At 67.6% G+C, this 23,997-nt stretch carries 17 protein-coding genes; 9 read left to right on the top strand and 8 right to left on the bottom strand.

Annotation, left to right across the window (positions count from 1 at the left end):
* Nucleotides 1-5: 5 nt before the first annotated feature.
* Together VKQ35_RS19685 and VKQ35_RS19680 are read right to left on the bottom strand one after the other, a co-directional pair.
* Nucleotides 6-530 (bottom strand): RNA polymerase sigma factor, encoded by a 525-nt coding sequence (locus VKQ35_RS19685; protein WP_324364426.1) that lies wholly within the window; start codon nt 528-530, stop codon nt 6-8.
* A gap of 93 nt (nt 531-623) precedes the next feature.
* Nucleotides 624-773, bottom strand: coding sequence for a hypothetical protein (locus VKQ35_RS19680; RefSeq protein ID WP_414692372.1), 150 nt, complete (start codon nt 771-773; stop codon nt 624-626).
* Nucleotides 774-990: 217 nt separating this feature from the next.
* Here VKQ35_RS19680 and VKQ35_RS19675 point away from each other — a divergent pair, with 217 nt between their 5' ends.
* The 5 genes from VKQ35_RS19675 to VKQ35_RS19655 all read left to right on the top strand — a co-directional run bounded on the left by VKQ35_RS19675 (nt 991) and on the right by VKQ35_RS19655 (nt 9,043).
* Nucleotides 991-3,444: a TonB-dependent receptor gene (locus tag VKQ35_RS19675; RefSeq protein WP_324364424.1), complete on the top strand. Its 2,454-nt coding sequence runs from the start codon at nt 991-993 to the stop codon at nt 3,442-3,444.
* A gap of 34 nt (nt 3,445-3,478) precedes the next feature.
* On the top strand, nt 3,479-4,507 hold the full coding sequence (locus VKQ35_RS19670) for an alginate lyase family protein (protein WP_324364423.1): 1,029 nt from the start codon (nt 3,479-3,481) through the stop codon (nt 4,505-4,507).
* A complete protein-coding gene (locus VKQ35_RS19665) occupies nt 4,497-6,365 on the top strand; it encodes a hypothetical protein (protein ID WP_324364422.1) in 1,869 nt (622 codons plus the stop codon). Before VKQ35_RS19670 ends, VKQ35_RS19665 begins: the two co-directional genes overlap by 11 nt.
* A 186-nt stretch (nt 6,366-6,551) precedes the next feature.
* Nucleotides 6,552-7,760 carry a D-mannonate dehydratase ManD gene (gene manD / locus VKQ35_RS19660; RefSeq protein WP_324364421.1) on the top strand — a complete coding sequence of 403 codons (1,209 nt, stop codon included), beginning with the start codon at nt 6,552-6,554 and terminating at the stop codon, nt 7,758-7,760.
* Nucleotides 7,748-9,043 (top strand): MFS transporter, encoded by a 1,296-nt coding sequence (locus VKQ35_RS19655; RefSeq protein ID WP_324364420.1) that lies wholly within the window; start codon nt 7,748-7,750, stop codon nt 9,041-9,043. Before manD ends, VKQ35_RS19655 begins: the two co-directional genes overlap by 13 nt.
* 120 nt (nt 9,044-9,163) lie before the next feature.
* Here VKQ35_RS19655 and VKQ35_RS19650 read toward each other — a convergent pair whose 3' ends face one another.
* Nucleotides 9,164-11,668: a TonB-dependent receptor gene (locus tag VKQ35_RS19650; RefSeq protein ID WP_324364419.1), complete on the bottom strand. Its 2,505-nt coding sequence runs from the start codon at nt 11,666-11,668 to the stop codon at nt 9,164-9,166.
* Nucleotides 11,669-11,854: 186 nt separating this feature from the next.
* Here VKQ35_RS19650 and VKQ35_RS19645 point away from each other — a divergent pair, with 186 nt between their 5' ends.
* Nucleotides 11,855-12,610, top strand: coding sequence for a FadR/GntR family transcriptional regulator (locus tag VKQ35_RS19645; protein WP_324364418.1), 756 nt, complete (start codon nt 11,855-11,857; stop codon nt 12,608-12,610).
* Nucleotides 12,611-12,669: 59 nt separating this feature from the next.
* On the top strand, nt 12,670-14,610 hold the full coding sequence (locus VKQ35_RS19640) for a glycoside hydrolase family 2 TIM barrel-domain containing protein (protein ID WP_324364417.1): 1,941 nt from the start codon (nt 12,670-12,672) through the stop codon (nt 14,608-14,610).
* A gap of 138 nt (nt 14,611-14,748) precedes the next feature.
* Here the strand turns inward: VKQ35_RS19640 and VKQ35_RS19635 are convergent, their stop codons facing one another.
* A complete protein-coding gene (locus VKQ35_RS19635; protein WP_324364416.1) occupies nt 14,749-16,164 on the bottom strand; it encodes an aldehyde dehydrogenase family protein in 1,416 nt (471 codons plus the stop codon).
* A 98-nt stretch (nt 16,165-16,262) separates the two neighbouring features.
* Between VKQ35_RS19635 and VKQ35_RS19630 the strand changes: the two genes are divergently transcribed.
* Together VKQ35_RS19630 and VKQ35_RS22095 are read left to right on the top strand one after the other, a co-directional pair.
* Nucleotides 16,263-17,153: a LysR family transcriptional regulator gene (locus VKQ35_RS19630; protein WP_324364415.1), complete on the top strand. Its 891-nt coding sequence runs from the start codon at nt 16,263-16,265 to the stop codon at nt 17,151-17,153.
* A 236-nt stretch (nt 17,154-17,389) separates the two neighbouring features.
* Nucleotides 17,390-17,620 carry a type IV toxin-antitoxin system AbiEi family antitoxin domain-containing protein gene (locus tag VKQ35_RS22095; protein WP_324364572.1) on the top strand — a complete coding sequence of 77 codons (231 nt, stop codon included), beginning with the start codon at nt 17,390-17,392 and terminating at the stop codon, nt 17,618-17,620.
* A gap of 15 nt (nt 17,621-17,635) precedes the next feature.
* Here VKQ35_RS22095 and VKQ35_RS19620 read toward each other — a convergent pair whose 3' ends face one another.
* Genes VKQ35_RS19620 through VKQ35_RS19605 form a run of 4 tightly spaced genes read right to left on the bottom strand, consistent with a single transcriptional unit; the run spans nt 17,636 to nt 23,982 of the window.
* Nucleotides 17,636-19,081: an efflux transporter outer membrane subunit gene (locus tag VKQ35_RS19620; protein WP_324364414.1), complete on the bottom strand. Its 1,446-nt coding sequence runs from the start codon at nt 19,079-19,081 to the stop codon at nt 17,636-17,638.
* Nucleotides 19,074-22,286, bottom strand: coding sequence for a multidrug efflux RND transporter permease subunit (locus tag VKQ35_RS19615; protein WP_324364413.1), 3,213 nt, complete (start codon nt 22,284-22,286; stop codon nt 19,074-19,076). The genes VKQ35_RS19620 and VKQ35_RS19615 overlap by 8 nt, the downstream gene beginning before the upstream one ends.
* Entirely contained in the window at nt 22,283-23,524 is a 1,242-nt protein-coding gene (locus VKQ35_RS19610; protein WP_324364412.1) for an efflux RND transporter periplasmic adaptor subunit, read from the bottom strand. Before VKQ35_RS19610 ends, VKQ35_RS19615 begins: the two co-directional genes overlap by 4 nt.
* Nucleotides 23,521-23,982, bottom strand: coding sequence for a nuclear transport factor 2 family protein (locus VKQ35_RS19605; protein ID WP_324364411.1), 462 nt, complete (start codon nt 23,980-23,982; stop codon nt 23,521-23,523). Before VKQ35_RS19605 ends, VKQ35_RS19610 begins: the two co-directional genes overlap by 4 nt.
* Between the last annotated feature and the right edge of the window lie 15 nt (nt 23,983-23,997).

The raw sequence follows: 23,997 nt of genomic DNA, 5'->3' as shown, positions 1-23,997 counted from the left end.
CGCTCTTAAGGAGGCCCCGCACGCATCGCGACGTGCGCAAGGGCCTTCATGATGTACTTTTCGATGGAGCTGACCGACACCCCGTACAGGGCTGCGAGTTCAGCGTGTTTCATGCCTTCCAGCCGATGGAGGATGAAAACGTCCCGGGTTCGCTCGTCGAGCTCATCCAGGGCGCGCAGCACCGTTTCCAGGGACTGCCTGCTATCCAAGACGCGCTCGGGCGAGATGTCCTCAAGGGCCGGCTGGTGCTGCGTGAGCTCGGCGAGATGGCTCGTGGAGGTCTTGCCGCGGCGCGAGCGGTCGCGCAGCAGGTTGATGGCCGTGCGGAAGACGAAGGCTTCGGGGTTGTCGATGGTCTCGACATCGAGCCGGCGCACCAGGCGTAGGAACACCTCCTGGGTGAGGTCTTCGGCCTCGTCGCGCGATCCGACCCGCCGCTGGAAGTAGGCGATCAGCGGCTGGCGATAGTGCGCCGACAAGCGCTCCAGGAACGCTTCCCGGTCCGCCGTCGCCGTTGCCCGCCCACTCATTCGCCGTTCCCGCCCCTGGCCAGCATGGTCCCCGCGGACCGGTGCGACAAGCGGCCCGCTCCTGATGTTCCGACGCGCCAGCCGCGGTTTTCCTCACAAGGCCGGCGCCGGTCCGCAGGAGGCGCGGACGATGAGACGCGGAGTTTCGGCGTCCGGCGGAGGCGACCAGGCCGGGGTTCGCCCGGCTGCGGAGCTCAGCTTCCAACCCGGCAGCCGGCCGAGCTGACGCGTCGGCATCCGCACACTGGTCAGCGGCGGCCAGAGGCTGCGCGCGATATCCAGATCGTCGAAGCCCACCACGTTCCCACACCCTGCAGGACGCCGCCCGTTGAGGAATTCTGTCCGTCGCGCGTCGAAAGGTTAGGCGGCAGACCGAAGATCAGAATGACACCGGTGTCATCGGGTCGGGCGTCGAGCCAGCAAAACGGTCCTGAGTGACCGAAAAAAGGGGGAAGTGTCCATGAGCCTTAAAACACAACTGTGGTTGTCCGTCGCCGTAGGGACCATTTCGATGGGCCTTGGCGGGGCGGCGATGGCCCAGTCCGCCGCGCCGTCGGGATCCTCGAGCGCCACGGTCGAAGAGGTGATCGTCACCTCCGACAAGCGGCCAGAGAACGTCCAGACGGTGCCGCAATCGGTCTTCGTCGCCACCAAGTTGGTGCTTGACCGGGCCAACGTCCGGGACTTCGACGACATCACCTCGGTGGCCCCGGACCTGACGATCACCAAGACCACCCAGCCGTTCAACAACAGCATCAATATCCGCGGGGTCGGCACCTACGCCTTCTCGATCGCCACCGAGGCCAGCACCGCCGTCGTGGTCGACGACGTGCCGCAGGCCTTCCAGGCCCAGGCGTTCAATGCGCTGACCGACGCCAGCCAGGTGGAAGTGCTGCGGGGGCCGCAGAACACCCTGTTCGGACGGTCGGCCTCGGCCGGGGTGATCAGCATCACCACCCAGGCGCCGACCACTACGCTGCAGGAGGGCCTGCGGCTGATGGGGACCGACGACCACGAGCGGCGCGTCAACGCCTTCATCTCGGGCCCGCTCACCGACACCTTCAAGTTCCGCCTGGCGCTGGGCGCGGACGACTATAAGGGGAGCCTCTACAACGTATTCACCCAGCGGCAGATCGACGGCCACAACGACGTCAACGCCAGGGCCAAGTTCGTCTGGGACGTCGCCCCGACCTGGACCGTGTCGCTGCTGCCCTACTGGTCCAACACCCACGCGAACTGCTGCACCATGACCCCGTACTTCCTGAGCCCGGTCGACGGGGGCCTGACCTACGGCAAGTTCAACGCCGCCAAGTTCGCCGCGCCCCAGGCGCTGATCCTCAACGGCATCGTTCCGGGGCCGGACAACCGGCAGGTTTCTGAGGACGTCAATCCGGAGGGCAACGCGGTCGACTACGGCTCGGGGTTCAAGATCGAGCACAGCCTAGGCGGCTTCGACCTGCTGTCGGTGACTTCCTACGATCGCTACGACCTGCATGACGACCAGGACACCGACCTGACCGCCTACAACTGGGGTCCCGGCGGTCCTAATCCGGTGCCCGGTGCAGTCGTCGGCGGCTCGGCCAATGGCGGGGTCTTCAAGATCAGCTCGGTCACCCAGGAGCTGCGGGTGACGTCGCCGAGCATGGGGCGGTTCCGTTATGTGGGCGGCTTCTTCTTCAGCCAGACGAAGGGCGAGGCGACCTTCGTCCGCGGATCCAACACCCTGACCCAGGACGGAAACCTTCTCACCGTGCCGCCCACGACGTCGGCCTACGCCGCCTACATCTCCCACTCAACGGACACCAACTACGCGCTCTACGGGCAGTCGACTTTCGACGTGACCGACCAGCTCAGCCTGGTGACCGGGCTGCGGCTCAACCGGGACAAGCTGCACTACAATTTCACCGACGAGTTCAACAACGTCACCTTCGGCGCCCCGCAGTGCTCGACCAAGACGCCCAGCGGCCTCGTGGCCCCGACCTGCAGCACCTATGACTCTGTGACCGGCAAGGTCGCGCTGCAGTATCGGGTCACGCCGACGATCATGGTGTTCGGCGGCTACGACCGCGGCAACAAGGGGCCGGCGTTCGACCTGACCAGCACGCTGACCACCCGCACCCCGCTCGCCGCGGGCGTGCCCCTGGCCGGCTTCCCGACCGCCGACGCGATCGCCTCGCGGCAACCCGTGCCGCCGGAGACCGTCGACGCCTACCAGCTCGGGTTCAAGAGCTCGTTCTTCGACCGCCGGGTGATCGTGAACGTCACCGCCTTCGACGCGATCTATCACAACTTCCAGGCCCAGAGCCGCGACGACATCACCCAGCAGAACGAGCTGAACAGCATCGGCCAGGTGACCACCAAGGGGGTGGAGTTCGAAATCTTCACCCAACTGACCCACGACCTCACCTTCAATCTGGCCGGGGCCTACGACAAGGCGACCATCGACAGCTTCCCCGCCGCGGCCTGTTTCTCCGGCCAGACGGCGGCCCTGGGCTGCGTGAACAGCCAGCAGGACCTGTCCGGCACGACCCTGTTCAACGCGCCCAAGTTCAGCATCAGCGGCAACGCCGAGTACGACCATCCGGTGGCGGACAACCTGACGGGGTTCATCACCCTGACATTCAAGGCGCAGTCGTCCGTCTACTACAGCCTGCTGCACGACCCGGACTCCAAGCAAAGCGCCTACGGCCTGGTGAACCTCGGCGCCGGGGTGAAGTCGGGGCCCTGGAAGGCGCGGATCTTCGTCAACAACCTGCTCGACCAGAGCTATGCGACCTTCCTGGGCCGCGCCGGCAACTGGAACATCAATCCCTATGGCGCGACCAAGGGCGCCCCGATCAGCGACGCGATCAACTGGACCCCGGGGCGCGACAGCAAGCGCTATTTCGGCGTCGAGCTGAACTACAACTACTGACCGGACCGGCGGACCGAGCCGAGAGCGTGACAGCATGAACTCAGGCCAGGCTCACGGTTGCGGGACGGCGGTCATCGCATTCCTGATGGGTCTGGCGGCCGCGGGCCACGCCGCGGCCGCCGACTGTCCGGCCGCCCCGCCGGCGGTCCGCGATATCAAGGCGATGGGTTACTATTCCGACGCCGCGAAGTCGGTGATCGATCCCGCGAAGTTCAAGGCGAACCGGGCGCTGACCGCGCCGCTCGACGACTACGCCAAGCGCCTTGCCGCCCTGTCCGACGCCTACCTGGCCCCGGGCGACGCCGCGGCCGGCGCCTGCGCGCTGGCCTGGTTGGACGGCTGGGCGCAGGGCGCAGCCCTGCTCGGCCGGATGGAGCGGGTGAACAACGACCAGCCCGACTACCTGCGCCAGTGGACCCACGCCGGCGCGGCGATCGCCTATCTGAAAGTCCGGCCCGCCGCGTCCGCCGCCCAGCGCGCGCGGATCGAAGCTTGGCTCAAGGCCGTGGCCGCCAGCAGCCTCGCCTACTGGGACGATCCCCGGAAGTCCCGCAACAACCACTACAGCTGGACCGGCGTCGGGGTGATGGCGACCGCGTTGGCCAGCGGAGACGCCGCACTCCTCGATCGGGCGCGGGCGATCTATCGGCATGGCGTCGACGAGATCCAGGACGACGGCGCCTTGCCCCTGGAGATGGCCCGCGGCGCGCGGGCGTTCCACTATCACAACTACGCCCTCGACCCCCTGGTGCTGATGGCCGAGATGGCGCGCCGGCGCGGGGAGGACTGGTACGGCTACCGTGAGGGGCAGATCGACCGGCTCGCCGCCCGCGTGGCGGACGGCTATGCCGATCCAAGCTGGTTCGCGGCCCACGCCCGGACGCCCCAGGCGCCCGAGGACTCCAAGCCCACCGGCGAGACCGGCTGGGTGGAGTTCTACCGCCTGCGCGCACCTCATCCCGAACGGTTCGCGGCCCTGCACGCCGCGGGCCCCTTCGACGATCCGCGCGCCGGCGGCGACCTGACCCTGATGGCGGACCGTGGCCTGTTCGATGCGAAATAGGTCCGCCCGGCTCTTGGCTGTGGCGCTCGCCGCAGCCGTCGCCGCCCGTGCCACAGCCGCCGAGGCGCCGGCCGGACGCCCGCCCGCCTACGCGGCGGTCGCGCCCATGGACGAGACGGTCACCCGGGTCATCCTGCCGCGGCTCGAAGCCCAGCTGCAGGCCCTGGCCGCCCGGAAGGGCAATATGACGCTCGACGGGGTGCGGGTGTTCGACGGTGGGGACAAGTTCCTTCCTGGGAAGATCGCCGTGGGCATGGCCTATGTGCTGCTGGCCACGCCGCGCTCCGACCCTCGGTTCGCCGCCGACCTTGCGGACTTCCGGACCCTGGCCGATCTGACCGTCGACCAGCCCAACGAGACCTGGGGCGTCTACTACTACGTCGAGGCCCTCTGGCTGCTGAAGAAGGCCGGTCTGCTGGACCAGGCGGTCTCGCCAGAGACCCTCGCCAAGCTCAGGATCAAGCTCGACTGGCGGACCTTCGTGCGCCCCGACCTGACCCTGATCGACCTGCCCAACAATTACTATGGGGTCGCCTTCAGCGTGGCGCGGTTGCGCAACCTGCTCGGCTGGGAGGACGGGCGCGGCGGCGACCAGCTGCTGGCCAGGATGCTCGACCACTATCGGAAATACTCGGGGCGCTTCGGCTTTGCCGACGAGACGGACGGGGAGGGCCGGTTCGACCGCTATAGCGTCCTGTTGATCGGCGAGATCGCCCAGCGCTTCATCGAGACCGACACCCCGCCGCCGCCAGAGTTGAAACTCTGGCTGCGCAAGTCCGTCGACCTGATGCTGCCGCGGTTCAACCTGCGCGGCGAAGGCTTCGAATACGGCCGCAGCCTCGGGCCCTATGGCGAGACCTGCTTCCTGGAGGTGATGACCGCAGCCGCCAAATACGGGGTGCTGACCCCTCGCGAGCAGACGATGGCCTACGCCTTCTCGTCGCGCATCGCCGCCCGCTACGCCGACTTCTGGTGGGATCCGCAGATGGGGTCGGTCAACCTCTGGCGGCATGGCCGGCGGGCGGACGGCTACCGCGGCCTCAACCGGAACCTCGGCGAGAACCTCAGCCTTGGCCGCCAGTTCATCTACACCGACGCCCTGTGGAATAGCCTGGGCTTCAAGGCCAAGGCGCCGGACCCAGGCTACGCCGCCTGGCTTCGCACCCTGCCCAAGCGGACCGTCACCTGGTTCGCGAGAGGTCGCTACGACCGGGCCCTGGTCACCCTGCGCGACGGCGACCGGGTGATCGGCCTGCCGCTGATCAACGGCGGCGCCGGCGAGCACATGACCAACCCTTACTTCCCGGCGCCCTTCTCGCCGGGCCTGCTGTCCGGCGTCGCCGACAGCCCCGCGCCAAACCTCGTTCCGCGCCTGACCCTGGCCGACGGTTCATCCGTCGCGCCGCTCGCCTTCTTCCGGCGCGTCGAGGTCAAGGGGCGGGGCGGCGCCACCCGGGTGACCTGGCGCCAGACGGAGCTCGACCGGCTCGGTCAGTCAGGGCCGGTCGCCGACGGCCGCCTCACGGTCAGGACGACCTACGCCTTTGCGCCAGGCCGCATCGTCCGGACCGATGTCTTCAGTCCCGCCTCGGGTGCGGTCGATCTGCAGGCCATCGATCTGGAGTTCGGGTCCTATTCCAGCGGCGCGGCCGTCACGGGCGGCTTGGCCAGTTTCGCCCGGGGCGATGTCACCAGCTTCAAGGTCGAGGGCCTGGACGGCTGCGTCAGCGCTCCGTTCGCCGCCCCGCAGGACGGCGACACCCCCGTCGGCCCGTTCGCCAGCCGCATCGTCTGCGCCTCCGGACCCAGGCGCCTGACCGGCCCCTTCCTGATCCGCTGGACCCTGACCTACCGCTGACCGGCGCCGGTCGCGCGCGCACGGAAGACAAAGGCTTAATTGGTCAGTCCAGTGTGGACAAACCAATTATTAGGCCGTAGCAGAGAAGACGACGCGGGTCAGGGGTGGCAACCTGGGTTTGGAGGGGTTGTCCGGCCTCCATAGGCGGACGAGCTTCAGGGCCGAACGGAAGAGATCTTACGCGACATGCAGATCGCAGACGTCAGGGTCATCACCTCCTGCCCGGGCAGGAATTTCGTCACGCTGAAGATCGTCACGGATGAAGGCGTCTATGGGATCGGCGACGCCACCCTCAACGGGCGGGAACGGGCGGTCGCGGCCTACCTGGAAGAACATGTCGCCCCTCTGCTGATCGGCCGCGATGCGCGGCGGATCGAGGATGCGTGGCAACTGCTCTATCGCGGCGCCTACTGGCGGCGAGGGCCCGTCACCATGCGGGCCATCGCCGCCGTGGACGTGGCGCTCTGGGACATCAAGGCCAAGGCGGCGGGGATGCCGCTCTACGATCTGCTGGGCGGCAAGAGCCGCGAAGGCGTGCTGGTCTACGGTCACGCCAACGGCGCCGACATCGAAGAAACCTGCGATGAGGTCGAGCGCTACATCGGGCTGGGCTACAAGGCCGTGCGCGCCCAAAGCGGCGTGCCGGGCCTCGACAAGCCCTACGGCGTCGGCCGCGGCCAGATGTTCTATGAGCCGGCCGATGCGGCGCTTCCCACAGAGACCATCTGGTCGACGTCGAAATACCTGGATCACACGCCAAAGCTCTTCGAGGCGCTGCGGGACCGGGTCGGCTTCGGCGTGGAACTCCTGCACGACGCCCACCACCGGCTCACGCCGTTGGAGGCCGCGCGCCTCGGCAAGTCGCTGGAACCCTACCGGCTGTTCTGGCTGGAGGACGTGACGCCGGCGGAGAACCAGGAGGCCTTCCGCCTGGTGCGCCAGCACACGGTGACGCCGTTGGCGGTCGGCGAGATTTTCAACACCCTGTGGGACTGCAAGGACCTGATCCAGGAGCAGCTGATCGACTTCATCCGCACCACCGTGGTGGGGGCAGGCGGGATCACCCACCTGCGCCGGATCGCCGACTTCGCCGCCGTCTGGCAAGTGCGCACCGGCTGCCATGGCGCCACCGACCTGTCGCCCGTGACCATGGGCGCGGCCCTGCATTTCGACACCTGGGTCCCGAACTTCGGCATCCAGGAATACATGCGCCACACGGCGGAGACAGACGCCGTCTTCCCGCACGCCTATCGCTTCGAAGCGGGTCTGCTGTTCCCCGGCGATACGCCCGGGCACGGCGTCGACATCGACGAGACGCTGGCCGCCAAATATCCCTACGACCCCAAACAGCTGCCGATCGCCCGTCTCGAGGATGGCACCATGTGGAACTGGTGATCATCCGCCCGACGGCGACCCTCAAGCGGCTGCGCTGGTGGATCGTCGTCCTCGTCTGCGCGGGGACCGTTCTCAACTATCTGGCCCGCAACTCGCTGGGCGTGCTGGCGCCGCAGCTGACCAGGGACCTGGGCTTCACGACGCAGCAGTATTCGTGGGTCGTGGCCGCCTTCCAGGTGACCTACACCGCCATGCAGCCGGTGTGCGGCGCGATCATCGATTCCCTCGGCCTGAAGCTCGCCTTCGCCCTCTTCGCGGTCGCCTGGTCGCTCGCCAACATGGCGCATGGCTTCGCCGGCGGCTGGATGTCGCTGGCCTTCTTCCGCGGGCTCCTGGGCCTGAGCGAATCCGCGGCGATCCCGGCCGGCGTGAAGGCGGTCAGCGAGTGGTTTCCGGCGCGCGATCGCTCGGTGGCCATCGGCTTCTTCAACGCCGGGACCTCGCTCGGCGCCGCGATCGCCCCGCCGATCGTGATCTTCCTGTCGCTGGCCTACGGCTGGCGCTCGGCCTTCGTGGTGACGGGGGCGGTCGGCCTGGTCTGGGCGGCCGCCTGGTATCTGTTCTATGACGACCCCGCGCGGCACCCGGCGCTGAGCCCCGCGGAGCGCGTGCTGGCGCCTTCGATTGTCGAGCCCTCCACCCAGCCGCTGCTCACCTTCCGCACCCTGGTCATCCAGCGCAACTTCTGGGGTCTGGCGATCCCGCGGTTCCTCATCGAGCCGGCCTGGCAGACCTTCAGCTTCTGGATTCCGCTCTATCTGGCGCGTGAGCGAGGCATGGATCTGAAATCCATCGCGCTCTTCGCCTGGCTGCCGTTCCTGGCCTCCGACGCCGGCGGTATCCTCGGCGGCTATCTCTCGCCGTTCCTCATGAAGCATCTGCGGCTGGGCCTGCTCACCTCGCGCGCCACCGCCTTCGCCTTTGGCGCGGTGATGATGATCGCGCCGGCCAGCGTCGGCCTGGCGCTCAGCCCCTACACGGCGATCGCGCTGTTCTGCGTCGGCGGCTTCGCCCACCAGATGCTTTTCGTCTCGCTGAACGCCCTAACCACCGACGTCTTCCCGCGCGAGAGCGTGGCGCGGGCCAACGGCTTCGTCGGCATGTGCGGCTGGATCGGCGGTCTCATCTTTTCCCTGACCGTGGGCGCGCTCGCCGACACCGTCGGCTATGCGCCGCTCTTCCGGCTGCTGGCGGTGTTCGACATCGCCGGCGCGATCGTCCTGTTCGCGGTGCTGCGGCCTGTCCGGCTCGACGCGCGGCGGCCATCCACGGCTGGCCGCTAGGGTCTGAGGGCCCCCGACCGCCGGACCGCCCGGGGGAGCGGACGATCCGGCGGGGGCGCACGACGTCCGGCGTCAGAGACCCTCGGATGTCATCGGGCCTTGCCCGAAAGCCAAGCCAGGCTAGCCGCCCTTGAACGCCAGGCGGAAGCCGTAGAACCGATTGTAATCGCGGGCGATTTCGTGGGTGTAGGCCTCGACCTGGGTCCCGGCGGGCTGGCCCGGCCAGGTGAAGTTGCCGGCGACGTTCCCGATGTTCGCGTCGTAGTGGGTGTCGAACAGATTGTTGACGAAGAGGGACAGGCTGAGCCCCGGGCGGTCCCTCAAGCCGAAGGTGAAGCTCAGGTTGGTGATGTCATAGGCCTTCTGGACCGTTCCCGGATCCTCGTTGAGGCCAAAGTTCACCGCGCTTTGCCAGACCGTGGTCGCGTTCACCTTCATACTTACGGGGCCGTCCAGCGGCACGTCCCAATTCAGGCTGGCGGTGATCTTGTTCTTCGGCGCGTTGGGCAGCGTCTGGCCCGTCAGGCTCTGGAACTTCGCCGGATTGACCGGCGCGGGGGCCGCAACGGAGCAGCTTGCCGGCGCCGAGGCGAGCATCGTCTCGTTCGGGTAGCACTGGCCATACGGGAAGTCGGTCGCGGTGGCCTCGGTGTAGATGTAGTTGAAGTTGAGGCTCAGGCCGTAGGCAAGGGCCGCGGTGCTGGAGAGTTCCACCCCGCGCGTGCGCACCGCCGGAATGTTCGTCAGGATGAAGGTGTTCGGCGGGTTCGGCGGCGAGGCGGCGAGCGACGAAACCTGGAAGTTCTTGTAATCCATCCAGAACGCCGTCGCGTTCAGCACCAGGTGACGGTCGAACCACATGCTCCGCGCGCCAACCTCGTAGTCCACCGACGTCTCGCGCTTGACCGGGAAGGTTCCGGCTTCGGTCGGGCTGAGATTGGACGTCAGGTCGTAGCCGACGCCCTTGTAGCCGCGCGCCACCGTGGCGAAGGTCATGAGGTCGTCGGTGACCTGCTGCTGCAGGCCGATCTTGCCAGTCCACACGTCGTCGGTGTGATCGGCCGGGAACGGCGCGTTGAGCGGCGGGCTGGTGATCGCGGGATTGGTGTTGATGGTCGGGAACGTCACCACACGATAGTAGTCGACGTAGCTGTATGAGCTGTCTTCCCGGTTCAGGCGCAGTCCGGTGATCAGCGTCGTATCCGGCGCGAACTTCCATTCGGACTGACCGAAGAGCGCATAGTTCCGATACTGCGCCTCACCACGCCACGACGTGTCGGCCTTGGAGTTGGGCACCAGCACGAGGGGCATCGAGTAGTTCTGGAATCCGCGGCCGAAGGTGCGGATGTCGTCTTCGCTGTCCACGTAGAGCCCGGCGACCCAATTGAACCTGGCGTTGCCCTGGCTGGACAGGCGGAGCTCCTGCGCGAAGGTGGTGACGTCGAACTGGCCGCCCTGCAGGATGTCGCCGTGGACCACGTTCGGGTTCACCGCGATGGCGGTGTTGTTCACGTTGGCGTTGTTGCAGTTGGTTCCCGGACTGCCGAAGGCGGTGCACGGCGTGAAGAACTGCATCATGTCGACGTCGGTGCCGTCGTAGTCCGTCAGATCGTGCAGCCTGTATTTGTCGAACGACGTGATGGAGAGCAGGCTCATATGGTCGCCGACGTCGTACCTCACGTGGGATGAGAAGCCGTACTCCTTGCTGTCGGCGATCGGCGAGACCGTGAGCGCGATATCCCGATTGTGGGGGCCGACGGGGACGCCGGCGAACACCGTGGCCTCAGGCACCTTGCCGAAGAAGGTCGGCGGCGCGCCGGCGCCCAGGTCGATCCGCGTATAGGGCTGGCCGCAGCACACGGAATCGTCGTGCGCATAGTGCGCCGCGAAAACGGCGTCCAAGCGGTCGTTCGGCTTCCACTCCACCTTGGCCGTGCCGGTATAGCTTTCGTCGCTGTTGATCTTCTGGTGGGTGAAGATGTTGTTCACGTTCCCATCGTAGTTCCGATAGGAGCCGCTCAGGCGGAAGTTGACGGTGTCAGAGAGCGGCCCGGACACGCTGAGCGTGGTGCGCTGCTCGTGGTCGTTGGTGACCTTCACATCGCCGAAATAGGTGAAGGTGTCGGTCGGGGCCTTGGTCTTGATGACGATCAAGCCGGCCGCGGCCGACTTGCCGTAGAGCGTGCTCTGCGGCCCTTCCAGCACTTCCACACTGTCGAGATCGACGATGTCGGCGAAGGCCTGCGCCTGGTAGCCGGCGGCCACATCGTCGACCACCACCAGGACGCTGGGGTTGACGGCGACGGAGAAGGCGAAGGTGCCGATGCCGCGAATGACCGCGGCGCTGTTGCCCGGCTGATCGCCCTTGGTCATCGTCAGCGCCGGCGCGAACTTCGCCAGGTCGGAGAAGTCGGAGACGTTCGCGGCGGCCATGGCGTTGGCGCTCACCACCGTCACGGCGAGGGGCGCTGTCTGAAGGGTCTCGGTCTGCTTCTGGCCGGTGACAATCACCTCGCTCACCTGCGCAAGAGCGTCAGCGGCATGGGCCGCGCCCGCGCCGCCCGCGGTCACCAGACCGGTGAGCAGCCAGCCGGACAGCGACGTGCTGGAAAACAAGCGCCTCATAGTTTCCTCCCCTGGTCCCGATGAGCGTTATGGCCGCCCCTTCAAACTGGTCCTACCATATTGGTAAGGCCGCCTGCAATGACTGGTATAACAGAATTATGAAGAGCGGTGGCCGCCTCAGGGGGAGGGGCTCCGAGCCGCATTCGCCGGCTTGTCGGAATTGGCCTGACCAGATATGGGTTGCGAATGAGCGCAAAGCCCGAAACCGGCCGGCTGTATGAGCGGGTCGCCGAGGATCTCTCCGGCCGGATCGCCGCGGGCGAGTACGAGGTCGGCCGGCGCCTCCCGTCCGAGCGCGACTTGGCCCAGGCCTATTCGGTTTCCCGTCCGACGATCCGCGAGGCGATCATCGCCCTGGAACTGGACGGACTGGTGGAGGTGCGGCTCGGCTCGGGGGTCTATGTCACCGCGCGCGTGCCGCGCGGCGGCGAGGCCAGCGCGATGGATGTCGGCCCCTTCGAACTGCTGGAGGCCCGCCGCGCGATCGAGGGCGAGAGCGCCGCGCTCGCCGCCGCCTTGATCTCCGACGAACAACTGCAGGAACTGCAGGAGCTTGTCGCCGAGATGCAGGCGGAGAACGCGCGCGACGTGGTGATGTCGGAGGACGCGGACCGCCGCTTTCACATGCTGATCGCCACCTCAACCCAGAACAGCGCCATGGCCGCGGCGGTCCAGATGCTGTGGGACGCGCGCGCCCGCTCGCCGCAGACCCAGCTGCTCAGCGCCAAGGCCCACGCCGCCGGGGTGACGCCGCGGATCGACGAGCACGCCGCCATCCTCGACGCCCTGCGCCGGCGTTCGCCGGAGGCCGCCCGCCAGGCCATGCGCGAACACCTGACCCGGGTCCTGGACTCGCTTCTGGCCGCCACCGAGGTCCACGAGCTTGAACAGGCCCGCGCGCGGATCGCGGCCGAGCGCAAACGCTACGGCGCGCTCCGCTAAGGCGAACCGTCAAAAAGACCGCCCGTTCACGACGGCGGATTGTTCCTGGGGAGGCCCGCATGGCTGACGAACGGACGCCCGGACCGGGGCCTCGCGCGGTGACGCGCCGTCAGGCGGTCGGCGCACTGGGCCTCGCCGCCGCCGCCGCGGGGGCGGCGACCGACGCCGCCGCCCAGGCCCGTCCGCGCGTTCAACGCGGCGAGGCGAGTCTGCTCTATCCGCATGAGAGCCCGACCCGCGCGATCCGCGACCTGTCCGGCCTCTGGCGCTTCCAACTCGATCCGGGCGATCGAGGCGAAGCCGACCGCTGGTTCGAGACCAGCCTGCCAAAGCCGCGCCACATCCCGGTGCCTTGCAGCTGGAACGATCTGTTCGACGACGCCCGCGACTACTTCGGGACGGCCTGGTACGAGACCGACTTCCACCTCGACCCCGCCTGGCGAGGCCGCCGGGTCTGCCTGCGCTTTGGCTCGGCGGTCTACCGCGCCCGCGTCTGGCTCAACGGCGAATACCTCGGCGAGCACGCCGGCGGCCACCTGCCGTTCGCCTTCGATGTCACCGGCCTTGCGCGGGATGGGGCGGCGAACCGGCTCACCGTCAGCGTCGAGAACCGCCTTGCGCTCGACCGGGTGCCGGCGACGCCCGACCCGAAGACCTCGCACTTCTACCTGCAGGACTATCCTCAGACGGCCTACGACTTCTTCCCCTACTGCGGCCTGCACCGGCCGGTGGTGCTGGTCGCCACGCCCGACATCGCGGTCCAGGACCTGACGGTGACGACCGGCTTCGCCGGGGCTGCGGGCGTTGTCGATGTGACCTTCGCCGTGAACGGCGGCTGGTCGGGGCCCGCGAGCCTGGTCCTGAGCGGCGGCCCGACGCCGATCAGCGCGCCGGTCGAGGTGAAGGCCGGCCGTGGCGTGGGTCAGATCCGCGTGCCCGCCGTGCGGGCCTGGTCGCCGGAGGATCCCCACCTCTATCGGCTGAGCGTCCGGCTGGGCGGCGGCGAGGCGCCGATCGACGAGTACGGCCTGAAAATCGGCGTGCGCACGGTGGAGGTGCGCGGCAGCGAGATCCGGCTGAACGGCAAGCCGGTGTTCCTGACCGGCTTCGGCAAGCACGAGGACTTCCCGATGCACGGCAAGGGCCTCGACCTGCCCGTGCTGGTGCGGGATTTCGAGCTGCTGAAATGGATCGGCGCCAACAGCTTCCGGACCTCGCACTATCCCTATTCGGAAGAGGCGATGATGCTCGCCGACGAGTACGGTTTCCTGGTGATCGCCGAGACGCCTGGCGTCAGCCTGGTGTTCTCCGATCCGCCAGACGTCATCGAGGCGCGCTACCGGCAGCTTGAGCGGGCGTTGGGGGAGCTCGTGCGGCGGGACCGGAACCACCCGTGCGTGATCTTCTGGTCGCTGGCCAACGAGCCGATCCCCAAACCCTTCCACACCACCGATGAGGCGCCGGTGGGCGCGGTGGAGGCGGGGACCCAGTTCTTCAAGCGCCTGTTCGCCCGGGCTCGCGACCTGGACCACACGCGCCCGGTTGCGCTGGTGAGCGTCCAGAACGGCCCGCCCGAATGGGTCGGACAGGGCGACGTGATCTGCACCAACTCCTACAACGGCTGGTACGCGGTCTCGGGCCAGATCGACGAGGGCGTCGCCACCCTGGAGCGGGAGATCGCCGCCCTGCGCGCGCATCACGGCGACAAGCCGGTGGTGTTCACAGAGTTCGGCGCCGACGCCGTCGCCGGCGTCCACGCCCACCCCTCCGAGATGTGGAGCGAGGAATACCAGGCCGACCTGATCGAGGCCTATTGGAAGACGCTGCGCCGGCATGCGTTCATCGTCGGCGCCCATCCGTGGGCGTTCGCGGACTTCAAAACCGCGCAGAGCATCATGCGGGTCGGATCGCTGAACCAGAAAGGCGTCTTCACGCGAGACCGCCGTCCGAAGCTCGCGGCCACGAGATTGCGTGCGCTCTGGGGCTCATCTGGACGCTAGGTCCAGGCCGATCCGGTCGTCGCGCGCCGCGGCGTCTTTAGCGCGGGGCCGCAGCGAAGTCCGTAGACGCGCTCAGCGTGCGCGACCTGCGATCGGCCGCGGCCTTCCGGGCGTCGGCCGCCTGGACGACCTTGAGGATCAGCCCAGGATCGCCTTGACCTCCAGGTGGGCTTCCAGCCCGTAGCGGCCGTATTCGCGGCCGATACCGGACTGCTTGAACCCGCCGAACGGCGCCAGGGGCGCGTGCGGCGCGCCATTGATCGTCACGCGGCCGCAGTCCAGCCGCTCGGCCACCCGACGCGCGTGCGCCACGTCAACGCTCTCGACATAGGCTTGCAGGCCGTAGGGGCTGTCGTTGGCGATCGCGATCGCCTCCTCCTCGTCGTCGTAAGGAATGACGCACAGCACCGGGCCGAAGATTTCCTCGCGGGCGATACGCATGTCGTTGTTGACGCCGGCGAAGACGGTGGGCTGCACGAACCAACCCCGCTCGAGGCCAGCCGGCCGGCCTTCGCCGCCGATCTGGAGTTCGCCGCCTTCTTCGAGGCCCAGACGAATGTAGCTTTGCACCCGATCCCACTGCTTTTGGCTGACCATTGGCCCGATCTTGACGGCGGGATCGGCGGACTCGCCGACCGCGAGCGCCGCGACCGCCGTCTTGAGGCGCTCGAGGAACTCGGGCAGGCGCGATCTCGGCGCCAAGACCCGGGTGCCGGCGATGCAGGCCTGACCGCTGTTGAGGAACCCGACCGCGACCACGGTCGAGACCGCGGCCTCCATATCCGCGTCGGGCAGGATGATGTTCGGACCCTTGCCGCCCAGCTCCAGCGTGACGCGCTTCATCGTCTCGGCCCCGGCGCGCATGATGGAACGCCCCACCGCCGTCGAACCGGTGAAGGTCACCTTGGCGACGTCCGGGTGCGACGACAGTTCGGCGCCTACCACGTCGCCCCGGCCGTTGACGATGTTGAACACGCCGGGCGGCACGCCGGCCTCGTGAAGGGCCTCGGTGAGGACCTGGGTTTGAGTGGCGCTCATCTCGCTGGGCTTGATGACGACGGTGCAGCCGGCGGCCAGCGCGGTCGCAAGCTTGCTGCAGATCGAGCCGATATTGCTGTTCCACGGGCTGATGGCCGCCACGACGCCGACCGGCTGCAGGGTGACCTGCGCGCCGCCGACAGTTTGGGTAAATGCGAACGCTTCCAGCGTCTGGGCCATGTCGAGGAAGAGATTGGCCGCGTGCGCGACGGAGAAGCCTACGAAGGCCTGGGGCGCGCCGTACTCTTCGATCATCGCCGCGGCGAGGGCATCGGCCCGCGCGGCGACGGCGTCATGCAGCCGGCGGAGCAGCGCGATCCGCTCGGTCTTCGTCGTTTGGGAATAGGTCGGGAAAGCCCGCTTGGCGGCCGCGACGGCGGCCTGGGTGTCCACCGCATCGCCCAGGCGCACCGCGCCGATCTTCTCTTCCGTGGCGGGGTTGAACAGGTCGAACAGCTCCTCCCCGTGCGGGGTGACGAATTGGCCGTCGATGTAGACCGTGTCGATGGTGCGCATGGCGCTCCTCCTCTGGGTTGCTGGAGGCAGATGTGACACCCGGCGACTGATCTGATAAGTCGATCAGAATGGCACAGGTTGATGCAAAAAATCGCGCAATGCGGGCAAGTCAGCTGGAGCTCGAAGCCGTGGTGGCGGTGGCGCGTCACGGTGGCTTCCGGGTTGCGGCGCGCGAACTGGACATGTCGTCCTCGGCGCTCAGCCACGCGGTGGCGGCGCTGGAGGCGCGTCTGGGCGTTCGCCTGTTCAACCGGACCACACGCAGCGTCGCGCTGTCCGCTGAGGGCGAGCAGTTCGTCGGCGAGATCGCCCCCGCCCTGGCCGCGATCCGCACCGCCATGGAACGCATCGATGAGCATCGCGCCGAACCTGTCGGCGCCTTGCGCTTGAATTTGCCGCTGGGCGCGGGCCGGATGATCCTGTCGCCGCTGATCTACGAATACATGCGCCGCTATCCGCGCGTGACGGTCGACATGGTCAGCGAAGGGGCGATGGTCGACATCGTCAGCCAAGGCTTCGACGCCGGCGTCCGGCTGGAGGAGTTTGTGCCGCCGGACATGATCGCCGTGCCGATCACGCGCCCGATACGCTCGATCGTGGTGGGCTCGCCCGCCTACTTCGCGGGGCGGAAGCCGCCGAGAACGCCGGCCGACCTGGCGGAGCATCGCTGCATTCGCCGGCGCCTGGGGAGCGGCGCGATCTACCGCTGGGAATTCGAGAAGCGCGGCGAGGAGATCGCAATCGATGTCCCGGGCCAGCTGATCCTCGACGATATCGACCTGATGCTGGAGGCCGCCCTGGCCGGCGAGGGCCTGGCCTTTGTCTCCGACATCGCCGCCGCCCAGTCGATCGAGGCTGGCCTGTTGCTGCCGGTGCTGGAGGACTGGTCGCCGGAATTTCCGGGCCTTTGTCTCTACTATCCGAGCCGCCGCAATATTCCGGCCAGGCTGCGCGCGTTCATCGATTTGATCCGCCAGCAGGCGAGGTGAACTTCCCGCTCGACGCCGAAAGCGCCCGCCTGGACCGATCCGGACTCTTCGGTGAGGTTTTGGAGCTTCCGTTCGCCGCGGCCCGGTCGGCTCTTCAGGCCTGCCTCGAGCGTCGCCAGTCCGATCGGCGAGTCCGCAGATAGCTTATCATTTGGTTTTTCGATGGCTCCCGTGGTCGGCGAACTCCCGAACTATGTCCATGTCGCAGCCCTGTTTCGCGATGACCGGCGACGGCGATCCGGGAAGACGGCCCGAAGCGGCGCGCCGGGCCGCCACCTATCAAACCGCCATCGATCCGAGAGCGCGCCGTTCAGTTTGTGCGGGGAAAGGGAACTGTGACCACCGCCGAGTTTCAGGCGATCGGCGTGCACAGGTGTTACCTGACGCCAATGTGTGAGGAGGGACTACTGAGGCGCGTGGCCTACGGCCGCTACCGATTGGCCGCTGGCGAGCGGGACGCAGCCTAAGGGCGGCCTGTCTGCTTAGCGTCCTTCAGCGCGCGCGTAGCTTTCCCGATTTCCGCCAAGAGCGATGTAGAGCGTTACGCTGTTCTGCAGCGCCGCAGATTTCAATTGGATCAGAGACTGTTGCGCCGAAAACAAGTTTCGACGCGCATCGAGCACCTCAAGGTATGTGGATACGCCATTCTGATACCTGATCTCGGTCGTTTCAGATAGATTTGTATCGCTCTTGACGGTCTCTTCGTTGGCGAGAATCTCGTCTTCATAGCGGCGGCGGGCCACGAGGGCGTCCGAGACCTCGCGGAACGCCGTCTGAACCGTCTTCTGGTAGTTGGCGATCAGCTCCCGCTGTCGCGCCTTGGAGAGGTCCAGCCTGGCCTGGCGGCGACCCCAGTCGAATATGGGGAGGTCGACAGACCCGCCGAAGAGCCAAGCCTGGGACGCGCTCTTGAACAGGTTGGCGAGCGCCGGCGACTCGTACCCGTAGCTCCCGGTCAGACTGATCGTCGGGAAGAACGCCGCACGCGCCGCGCCAATATCGGCGTTGGCGCCCCGCAGGTTCTGCTCCGCCTGCCGGATATCCGGCCGGTTGGCCAGCAGATCGGACGGCAGGCCCGGGTCGATCGGACCCAATAGGTTCTGGTCGGCGATTGAACGACCCGCCGGCAACGCTGCGTCGGTCGGGCCACCGACCAGCACCATCAGCGCGTTACGCGCCTGTTCCGTCGTGCGCTGGAGATCCGCCAGCTGGGCTCGCGCTTGCGAGACGAGGAGCGCCGATTGGTCATAGTCGACGCTCGAGGTCACGCCGGCGTCGAGCCGAACCTTGGCGATGTTGTAGCCTTCCAGGCGGGCGTCGAGCGTCCGCTGGGCTAAGGCGATGCCCTCTTCGCCGGCGACAATGGACAGATAGGTCGAGGCGACGTCGCTGATCAGGGCCGACCGGAACGCGTCGGCGCCCTCGACGCTGGCCAGGTACTGCCGGCGCTGAGCTTCGCTCAGGTTGCGGACGCGACCCCAGAAGTCGAGCTCGAACGCGGTGACGGCCACCTGTGCGCCATAGAGGTTGGAGGTGATGCTGGTCTTGGGGCCTGGCGCGCCCGCCGCGCCCGCCTGGGATTCAAGCACGCTGATGGGGGTCTGGGTGCGTGTTCCGGATCCGCCCAGGTCCAGCTCCGGCAACCGCTGGGCGTTCTGTATACGGAAGTTCGCATGCGCCTCCTCGATGCGCGCCACCGCCGCAGCGAGGTCCCGGTTGCTGGCGAGGGCGGCGGCGATATAGGCCCGCAACCGCGGATCGCCGAAATAGTCCCGCCATTCGATGGAGCTTGCCACTCGCGCCCCCCGGGCCTCGTCGGCCGCGAAGGTCGTGGGGATCGGGACGGGAGGCTGGCGATAGGGGGGCGCCAGCGCGCACGCCGACGTCAACCCGGCGACCAGCGCCAGCGGGGCCAACGCCTTACGCACGGGATGTCTCCGGCGCATTCGGGGGCGCTGAGGCGCGTTCCTCCAGCGCGTCTTCGGCGGCGAAGTCGTTGTCGCGGCTCAGCCAGCGGCGGGCCGAATAGTAGAAGACGGGCGTGAAGAAGATGCCGAGACCGGTGACGAAGATCATGCCGCCCATCACCCCGGTGCCCATGACCTGGCGGCTCGCCGCGCCGGCGCCCGAGGCGATCACCAACGGCGCCATCCCGAAGATGAACGCGAGGCTGGTCATCAGGATCGGCCGCAAGCGCTGCCGGGCGGCGGCCTTGACGCCCTCCAGGGCGGATCGGCCGGCCCGTTCCTCGTCGAGCGCGAACTCCACGATAAGGATCGCGTTCTTCGCGGACAGCCCGATCACGGTGATCAGACCGATGTTGAAATAGATGTCGGCCGACAGTCCGCGCGCCATGGCGAAGACCGCCGCGCCCAGGACCCCGAACGGGATGGCCATCAGGGCGGCGAGCGGCACCGGCCAACTGCCGTAGAGCGCCGCCAGAAGCAGATAGACGACCAGCAGCGAAAGGCCGAGGAGTGCCCCGACCTGGCCGCTCGACTGCTTCTCCTCATAGGCGGTTCCCGTCCATTCGTAGCCGAGCCCGTTTTGCAGGACCGGCGCGGAAATCCGCTCCATCTCGGCCAGGGCCTCGCCGCTCGCATGGCCGGGCGCGGCGACGCCGGAGATGGTTTGTGAGGGATAGCCGTTGTAGCGCTCGACCTGCTGCGGCCCGGACGCCCATTTCACGGTGGTGAAGCTGGCGAAGGGCACCATCTCATTGCGCGAATTCGGGACCTTCAGGGCCAGGAGATCCGCCGGCGTCATGCGCTGGCTGGCGTCGGCTTGGAGGTAGACCCGAAGCACGTCTCCCAGGTAGGTGAAGTCGTTGGCGTAGAAGGAGCCGAACGTGATCGCGAGCGTCTGGTTGACGTCGGCGATCTGCACCCCGAGCGCCCGCGCCTTCGTCCGGTCGATGTCGACGTAAAGCTCGGGCGTCGGCGGCAGGCCTTCGGGCCGCACCCCCACAAGCAGCTTGCTCTTGCTCGCCTGTGCGAGGATCGCATCCCGCGCTTCGAGCAGTTTCGCGGCGCCCGCGCCGCCGCGGTCCTCGATCTTGAACGTGAAACCGGTGGCGTTGCCGAGGGCCTGGATCGGCGGCGGATCGAGCGCGAAGATCTGCGCCTGGGGGATGCCCGCCAGCGCCGCGTTGGCCTTGGCGACCAGGGCAGATGCGCCATTGGCCTTACCCGGCCGCGCCTCCCATGGCTTGAGCGTGACAAAGCTCATGGCCGTCGACTGGCCTTGACCGAAGAAACTGAAGCCGACGACCGAGACGACCGAGCGAACCTGAGGTTGCTTCCTGAAGAAGGCCTCGGCCTGTTGCACCGACACGGAGGTCCGACCCATCGTCGCGCCCGGGGCGGCCGTATAGACCACGAAGATGTAGCCTTGATCCTCCGTCGGGAGGAAACCGCCCGGCAATCGGGTGAACAGGAACCCGGTGAGCGCCACCGCGGCGGCGAAGACACCCAGCCAGCGGATCGGCTTGGCCAGGATGGCGTCGACGCCTCGGCCATAGCGGTCACGCGTGTCCGCGAAGCCTCGATTGAACGCGCTGAAGAAGCGATCCAGCCAACCTGCGAGCCCTCGCCGCGGCCGCGGCGCTTGCGTCGCCGTCGCCCCATCCTTTGCCGGTTCCTTGAGGATCATCGCGCACAGCGCCGGCGTGAGGGTCAGCGCGAGCGTCGCGGAGATGAAGACCGAGACGGCCAGCGTCACCGAGAACTGGCGATAGATGCCGCCCGTCGACCCCGGAAAGAACGCCATGGGCAGGAAGACGGCGACCAGGACCAGGGTGATGCCCACGATCGCGCCGGTGATCTGCCCCATGGCCTTGACGGTGGCGCGCCGGCGGTTGAGGCCTTCCTCCTTCATGATCCGGTCGACGTTCTCGACCACGACGATCGCATCGTCGACGAGGATGCCGATCGCCACCACCATGGCCAAGAGCGACAGGATGTTGATCGACATGCCGAAGAGGGCGAGCCCGACACAGGCCCCGCCCAGCGAGATCGGCACGACGATCGCAGCGATGAGGGTCGGCCGCCAGTCCTGGAGAAAGACGAACATGACGAGGAAGACAAGGGCCATCGCGATCACCAGCGTGGTCTCGACGTCGCGCACCGACGCCGAAATGAACGGCGTGGTGTCATAGGGGATCGACCACTTGATATCGGGAGGGAAGGTCGGTTCCAGCTCTTTCAGCCGCGCTTCGATGGCCTTCTCGGTGGCCAGGGCGTTGGCGCCGCTGGCCAGCTGGATGCCCAGGCCGGCGATGCGATTGCCGTCGACGGTTGCGGCCAGGTTGAAGCTTTCCGCGCCCAGTTCCACCCGCGCGACGTCGCCCAGCCGGATGACCGATCCGTCCGGGTTTTCGCGCACGATGATCTGGCGAAACTGCTCTGGTGTTGAAAACCGGTTCTGGGTGACGATCTTGGCGTTGAAGTCCGACTGAGGGGTGACGGGCTGCTCACCCAGCCCGCCGCCGGCCGTCTGGCTGTTCTGCTCCTGGACCGCTCTCAGGGTTTCGGCGGCGGAGAGGCCGTAGCCGGCGAGTTTCTCCGGATCCAGCCAGATACGCATGGCGTATTGCGACCCGAACTGGATGACGTCGCCGACGCCGGGGATGCGCTTGATCTCATCGCTGAGCCGGTTGGATGCGAAGTTGCCAAGCGCGGTGGGGGTGGTTCGGCCCGAGCGGGATTCCAGCGCGACCACGCCCAGGAACCCCTGCGCCGCCTTGGTGACCGTGACGCCGACCTGGCGCACCTCCTCGGGCAGACGCGGCGTGACCCGGCTGAGCCGATCCTGCACCTGGGTGCGGGCGATATCGAGGTTCGTGCCGGGCTTGAAGGTGACGGTGATTGTGGCGGTGCCGTTCGCCCGGCTGGTCGCGGACATGTAGAGGAAATTGTCGACCCCGTTCATCTCCTTGGCGATGATCGAGGTGACGTTCCGATCCAGGGTGTCGGCGTCAGCGCCGTTGTAGGCCACGGCCAGGTTGAGCGCGGGCGGCGCCACCGCCGGGTACTGCTCCACCGGCAGAGACCGCAGGGCGAGCAGCCCGAACAAGGCGATGAACAGGGCGACGACCCAGGCGAAGACCGGATGATAGACGAAAAAGCGGTTCATCGGCCCGCCTGCCCCGGCGTCTTGGGAGAGGGTCGGGCGGACGCGTCGAGCGCTCTGATCCGGACCTTCTGGCCTGGCTGAACCTTCTGCCAGCCGTCGACGACGACCATGTCGCCGGGGCCAAGCCCCGAGTTGATCACCCAAGCCGCCGCTTCGAGGTCGCCGAGTTCAACCTCGCGGCTTGAGACCGTCCCATCGCGATTGACCACGGTGACACGCGCTTGCCCGTTGCTCAGCTGGACGGCCCGCTGGGGGATGCGAACCCCGTTGCGCACGACGCCGGCGTATATGCGGCCGCGCACGAACTGCCCCGGCAGGAGAACCTGGTCGGGGTTGGGAAATAGAGCCCGGATGGTCTGGCCGCCCGTGGCGGGATCGACGGTCCTGTCGGCAAAATCAAGATGACCGGTCGGCCCGTAAGCGGCGCCGTTCTCAAGGATGAGATGAACCTCGACGTCGTTGAGTTGCGGAATCTTGAGATTGCCGGCGCGCACGCGGGCGTTGATGTCGAGGATCGACGAGCTTGAGGGCGCGAAGGTCACATAGATGGGCGCGAGCTGCTCTACGGTCGTCATCAGCGTCGCGCCGGCGGCGCTGACCAGTGCGCCCTCGGTCACCTGCGCGCGGCCCGCCTGTCCGGCTATCGGAGCATCGACCGCGGTATAGCTCAGCTGCAGTTGCGCGCGATCCACGGACGCGCGGGCCTGAGCGGCCTGCGCCTCCGCCTGACGGAGCGCTGATACGGCGGCGTCATATTCCTGGGCGCTGATCGCCTTGCGGGTGACGAGCGGCTCGTAGCGACCCACCACCTGCGCCGCATTGACCCGCGCTGCCTCGACCCGGCGGAAGTCCGCCTGCGCCGCTTCCAGCGCGGCGCGCAGGTCGCGCGGATCGATCTGAAACAGCGGCCCGCCGGCGCGAACGTCGCTGCCTTCCTGGTACAGCCGTCGTTGCACGATGCCATCGACGCGCGCGCGCACCTCGGCCGTGCGCACCGCCACGACCCGCCCCGGCAGCTCGATCACATTCGGAACGTCGCTCGCCTGGACGGTTATGGCGGTGACTTCCGGAGCGGGTGGCGGGCTAGGTGGCGATTTGGCGCTGCAAGCCGCAAGGACGCCCGCGACTCCAAGAGCGAGGGCGATGCGCAACGGCCGGGAGGGCCCGCGGGCGCGCCCGGTCCCCGCCAGAGCGCAATTCGCCGGATCGACCGTTCTGGATATCCGGGCGGTCCTCACAAGGTCCGCTCCTCGATCCAGTCGACGTAGAGTTTGCGTTCGGAGAACAGCCAGGCGCCGTCGGTCTTGGCGAAGCTGTCGCCATAGCGGAGCGTCGCGATCATCAGCTTCCGCTGGCCGTCCTTGACCGTCAGGTGGTGGGCCAGCGTGTAGGCGACGCCTTCGGCCCGGTCGGCGGAGAGCGCGGTGATCGTGCTCTGGCCGACGAAGTGCATGGTCGCGTCGTACTGATTCAGCGCGTCGAAGACCGGCGCCAGGGCCGCGCGGGAGTGCAACTCCTGGGAGGGCGTCGGGTCCTTGGCGTCCATGAAGACGACGAAGTGGGTGTCGGCGGTGAACAGGGCCATCTGGCCGGCGGCGTCCCGACGATCGGCGCAGTAGGCATAGGCCTCGACGAGTTCGCGGATGGCGAGCCGGTCGGCGGCTTCGGTGGGCGTGATTTCGGTGTGGCGGGTCATGGGGATTCTCCTGGG

The organism is Phenylobacterium sp., assembly GCF_035309685.1.
Taxonomy (GTDB): Bacteria; Pseudomonadota; Alphaproteobacteria; order Caulobacterales; family Caulobacteraceae; genus Phenylobacterium.
This window is presented reverse-complemented; position numbering and strand designations above follow the sequence as displayed.

Coding starts and splice junctions, on each gene's coding strand:
- VKQ35_RS19650 (WP_324364419.1), bottom strand. CDS start 11,668: ATGAGGCGCTTGTTTTCCAGCACGTCGCTGTCCGGCTGGCTGCTCACC.
- VKQ35_RS19615 (WP_324364413.1), bottom strand. CDS start 22,286: ATGAACCGCTTTTTCGTCTATCATCCGGTCTTCGCCTGGGTCGTCGCC.
- VKQ35_RS19635 (WP_324364416.1), bottom strand. CDS start 16,164: ATGCGCACCATCGACACGGTCTACATCGACGGCCAATTCGTCACCCCG.
- manD (WP_324364421.1), top strand. CDS start 6,552: ATGCAGATCGCAGACGTCAGGGTCATCACCTCCTGCCCGGGCAGGAAT.
- VKQ35_RS19605 (WP_324364411.1), bottom strand. CDS start 23,982: ATGACCCGCCACACCGAAATCACGCCCACCGAAGCCGCCGACCGGCTC.
- VKQ35_RS19665 (WP_324364422.1), top strand. CDS start 4,497: ATGCGAAATAGGTCCGCCCGGCTCTTGGCTGTGGCGCTCGCCGCAGCC.
- VKQ35_RS19630 (WP_324364415.1), top strand. CDS start 16,263: ATGCGGGCAAGTCAGCTGGAGCTCGAAGCCGTGGTGGCGGTGGCGCGT.
- VKQ35_RS19670 (WP_324364423.1), top strand. CDS start 3,479: ATGAACTCAGGCCAGGCTCACGGTTGCGGGACGGCGGTCATCGCATTC.
- VKQ35_RS19685 (WP_324364426.1), bottom strand. CDS start 530: ATGAGTGGGCGGGCAACGGCGACGGCGGACCGGGAAGCGTTCCTGGAG.
- VKQ35_RS19675 (WP_324364424.1), top strand. CDS start 991: ATGAGCCTTAAAACACAACTGTGGTTGTCCGTCGCCGTAGGGACCATT.
- VKQ35_RS19640 (WP_324364417.1), top strand. CDS start 12,670: ATGGCTGACGAACGGACGCCCGGACCGGGGCCTCGCGCGGTGACGCGC.
- VKQ35_RS19645 (WP_324364418.1), top strand. CDS start 11,855: ATGAGCGCAAAGCCCGAAACCGGCCGGCTGTATGAGCGGGTCGCCGAG.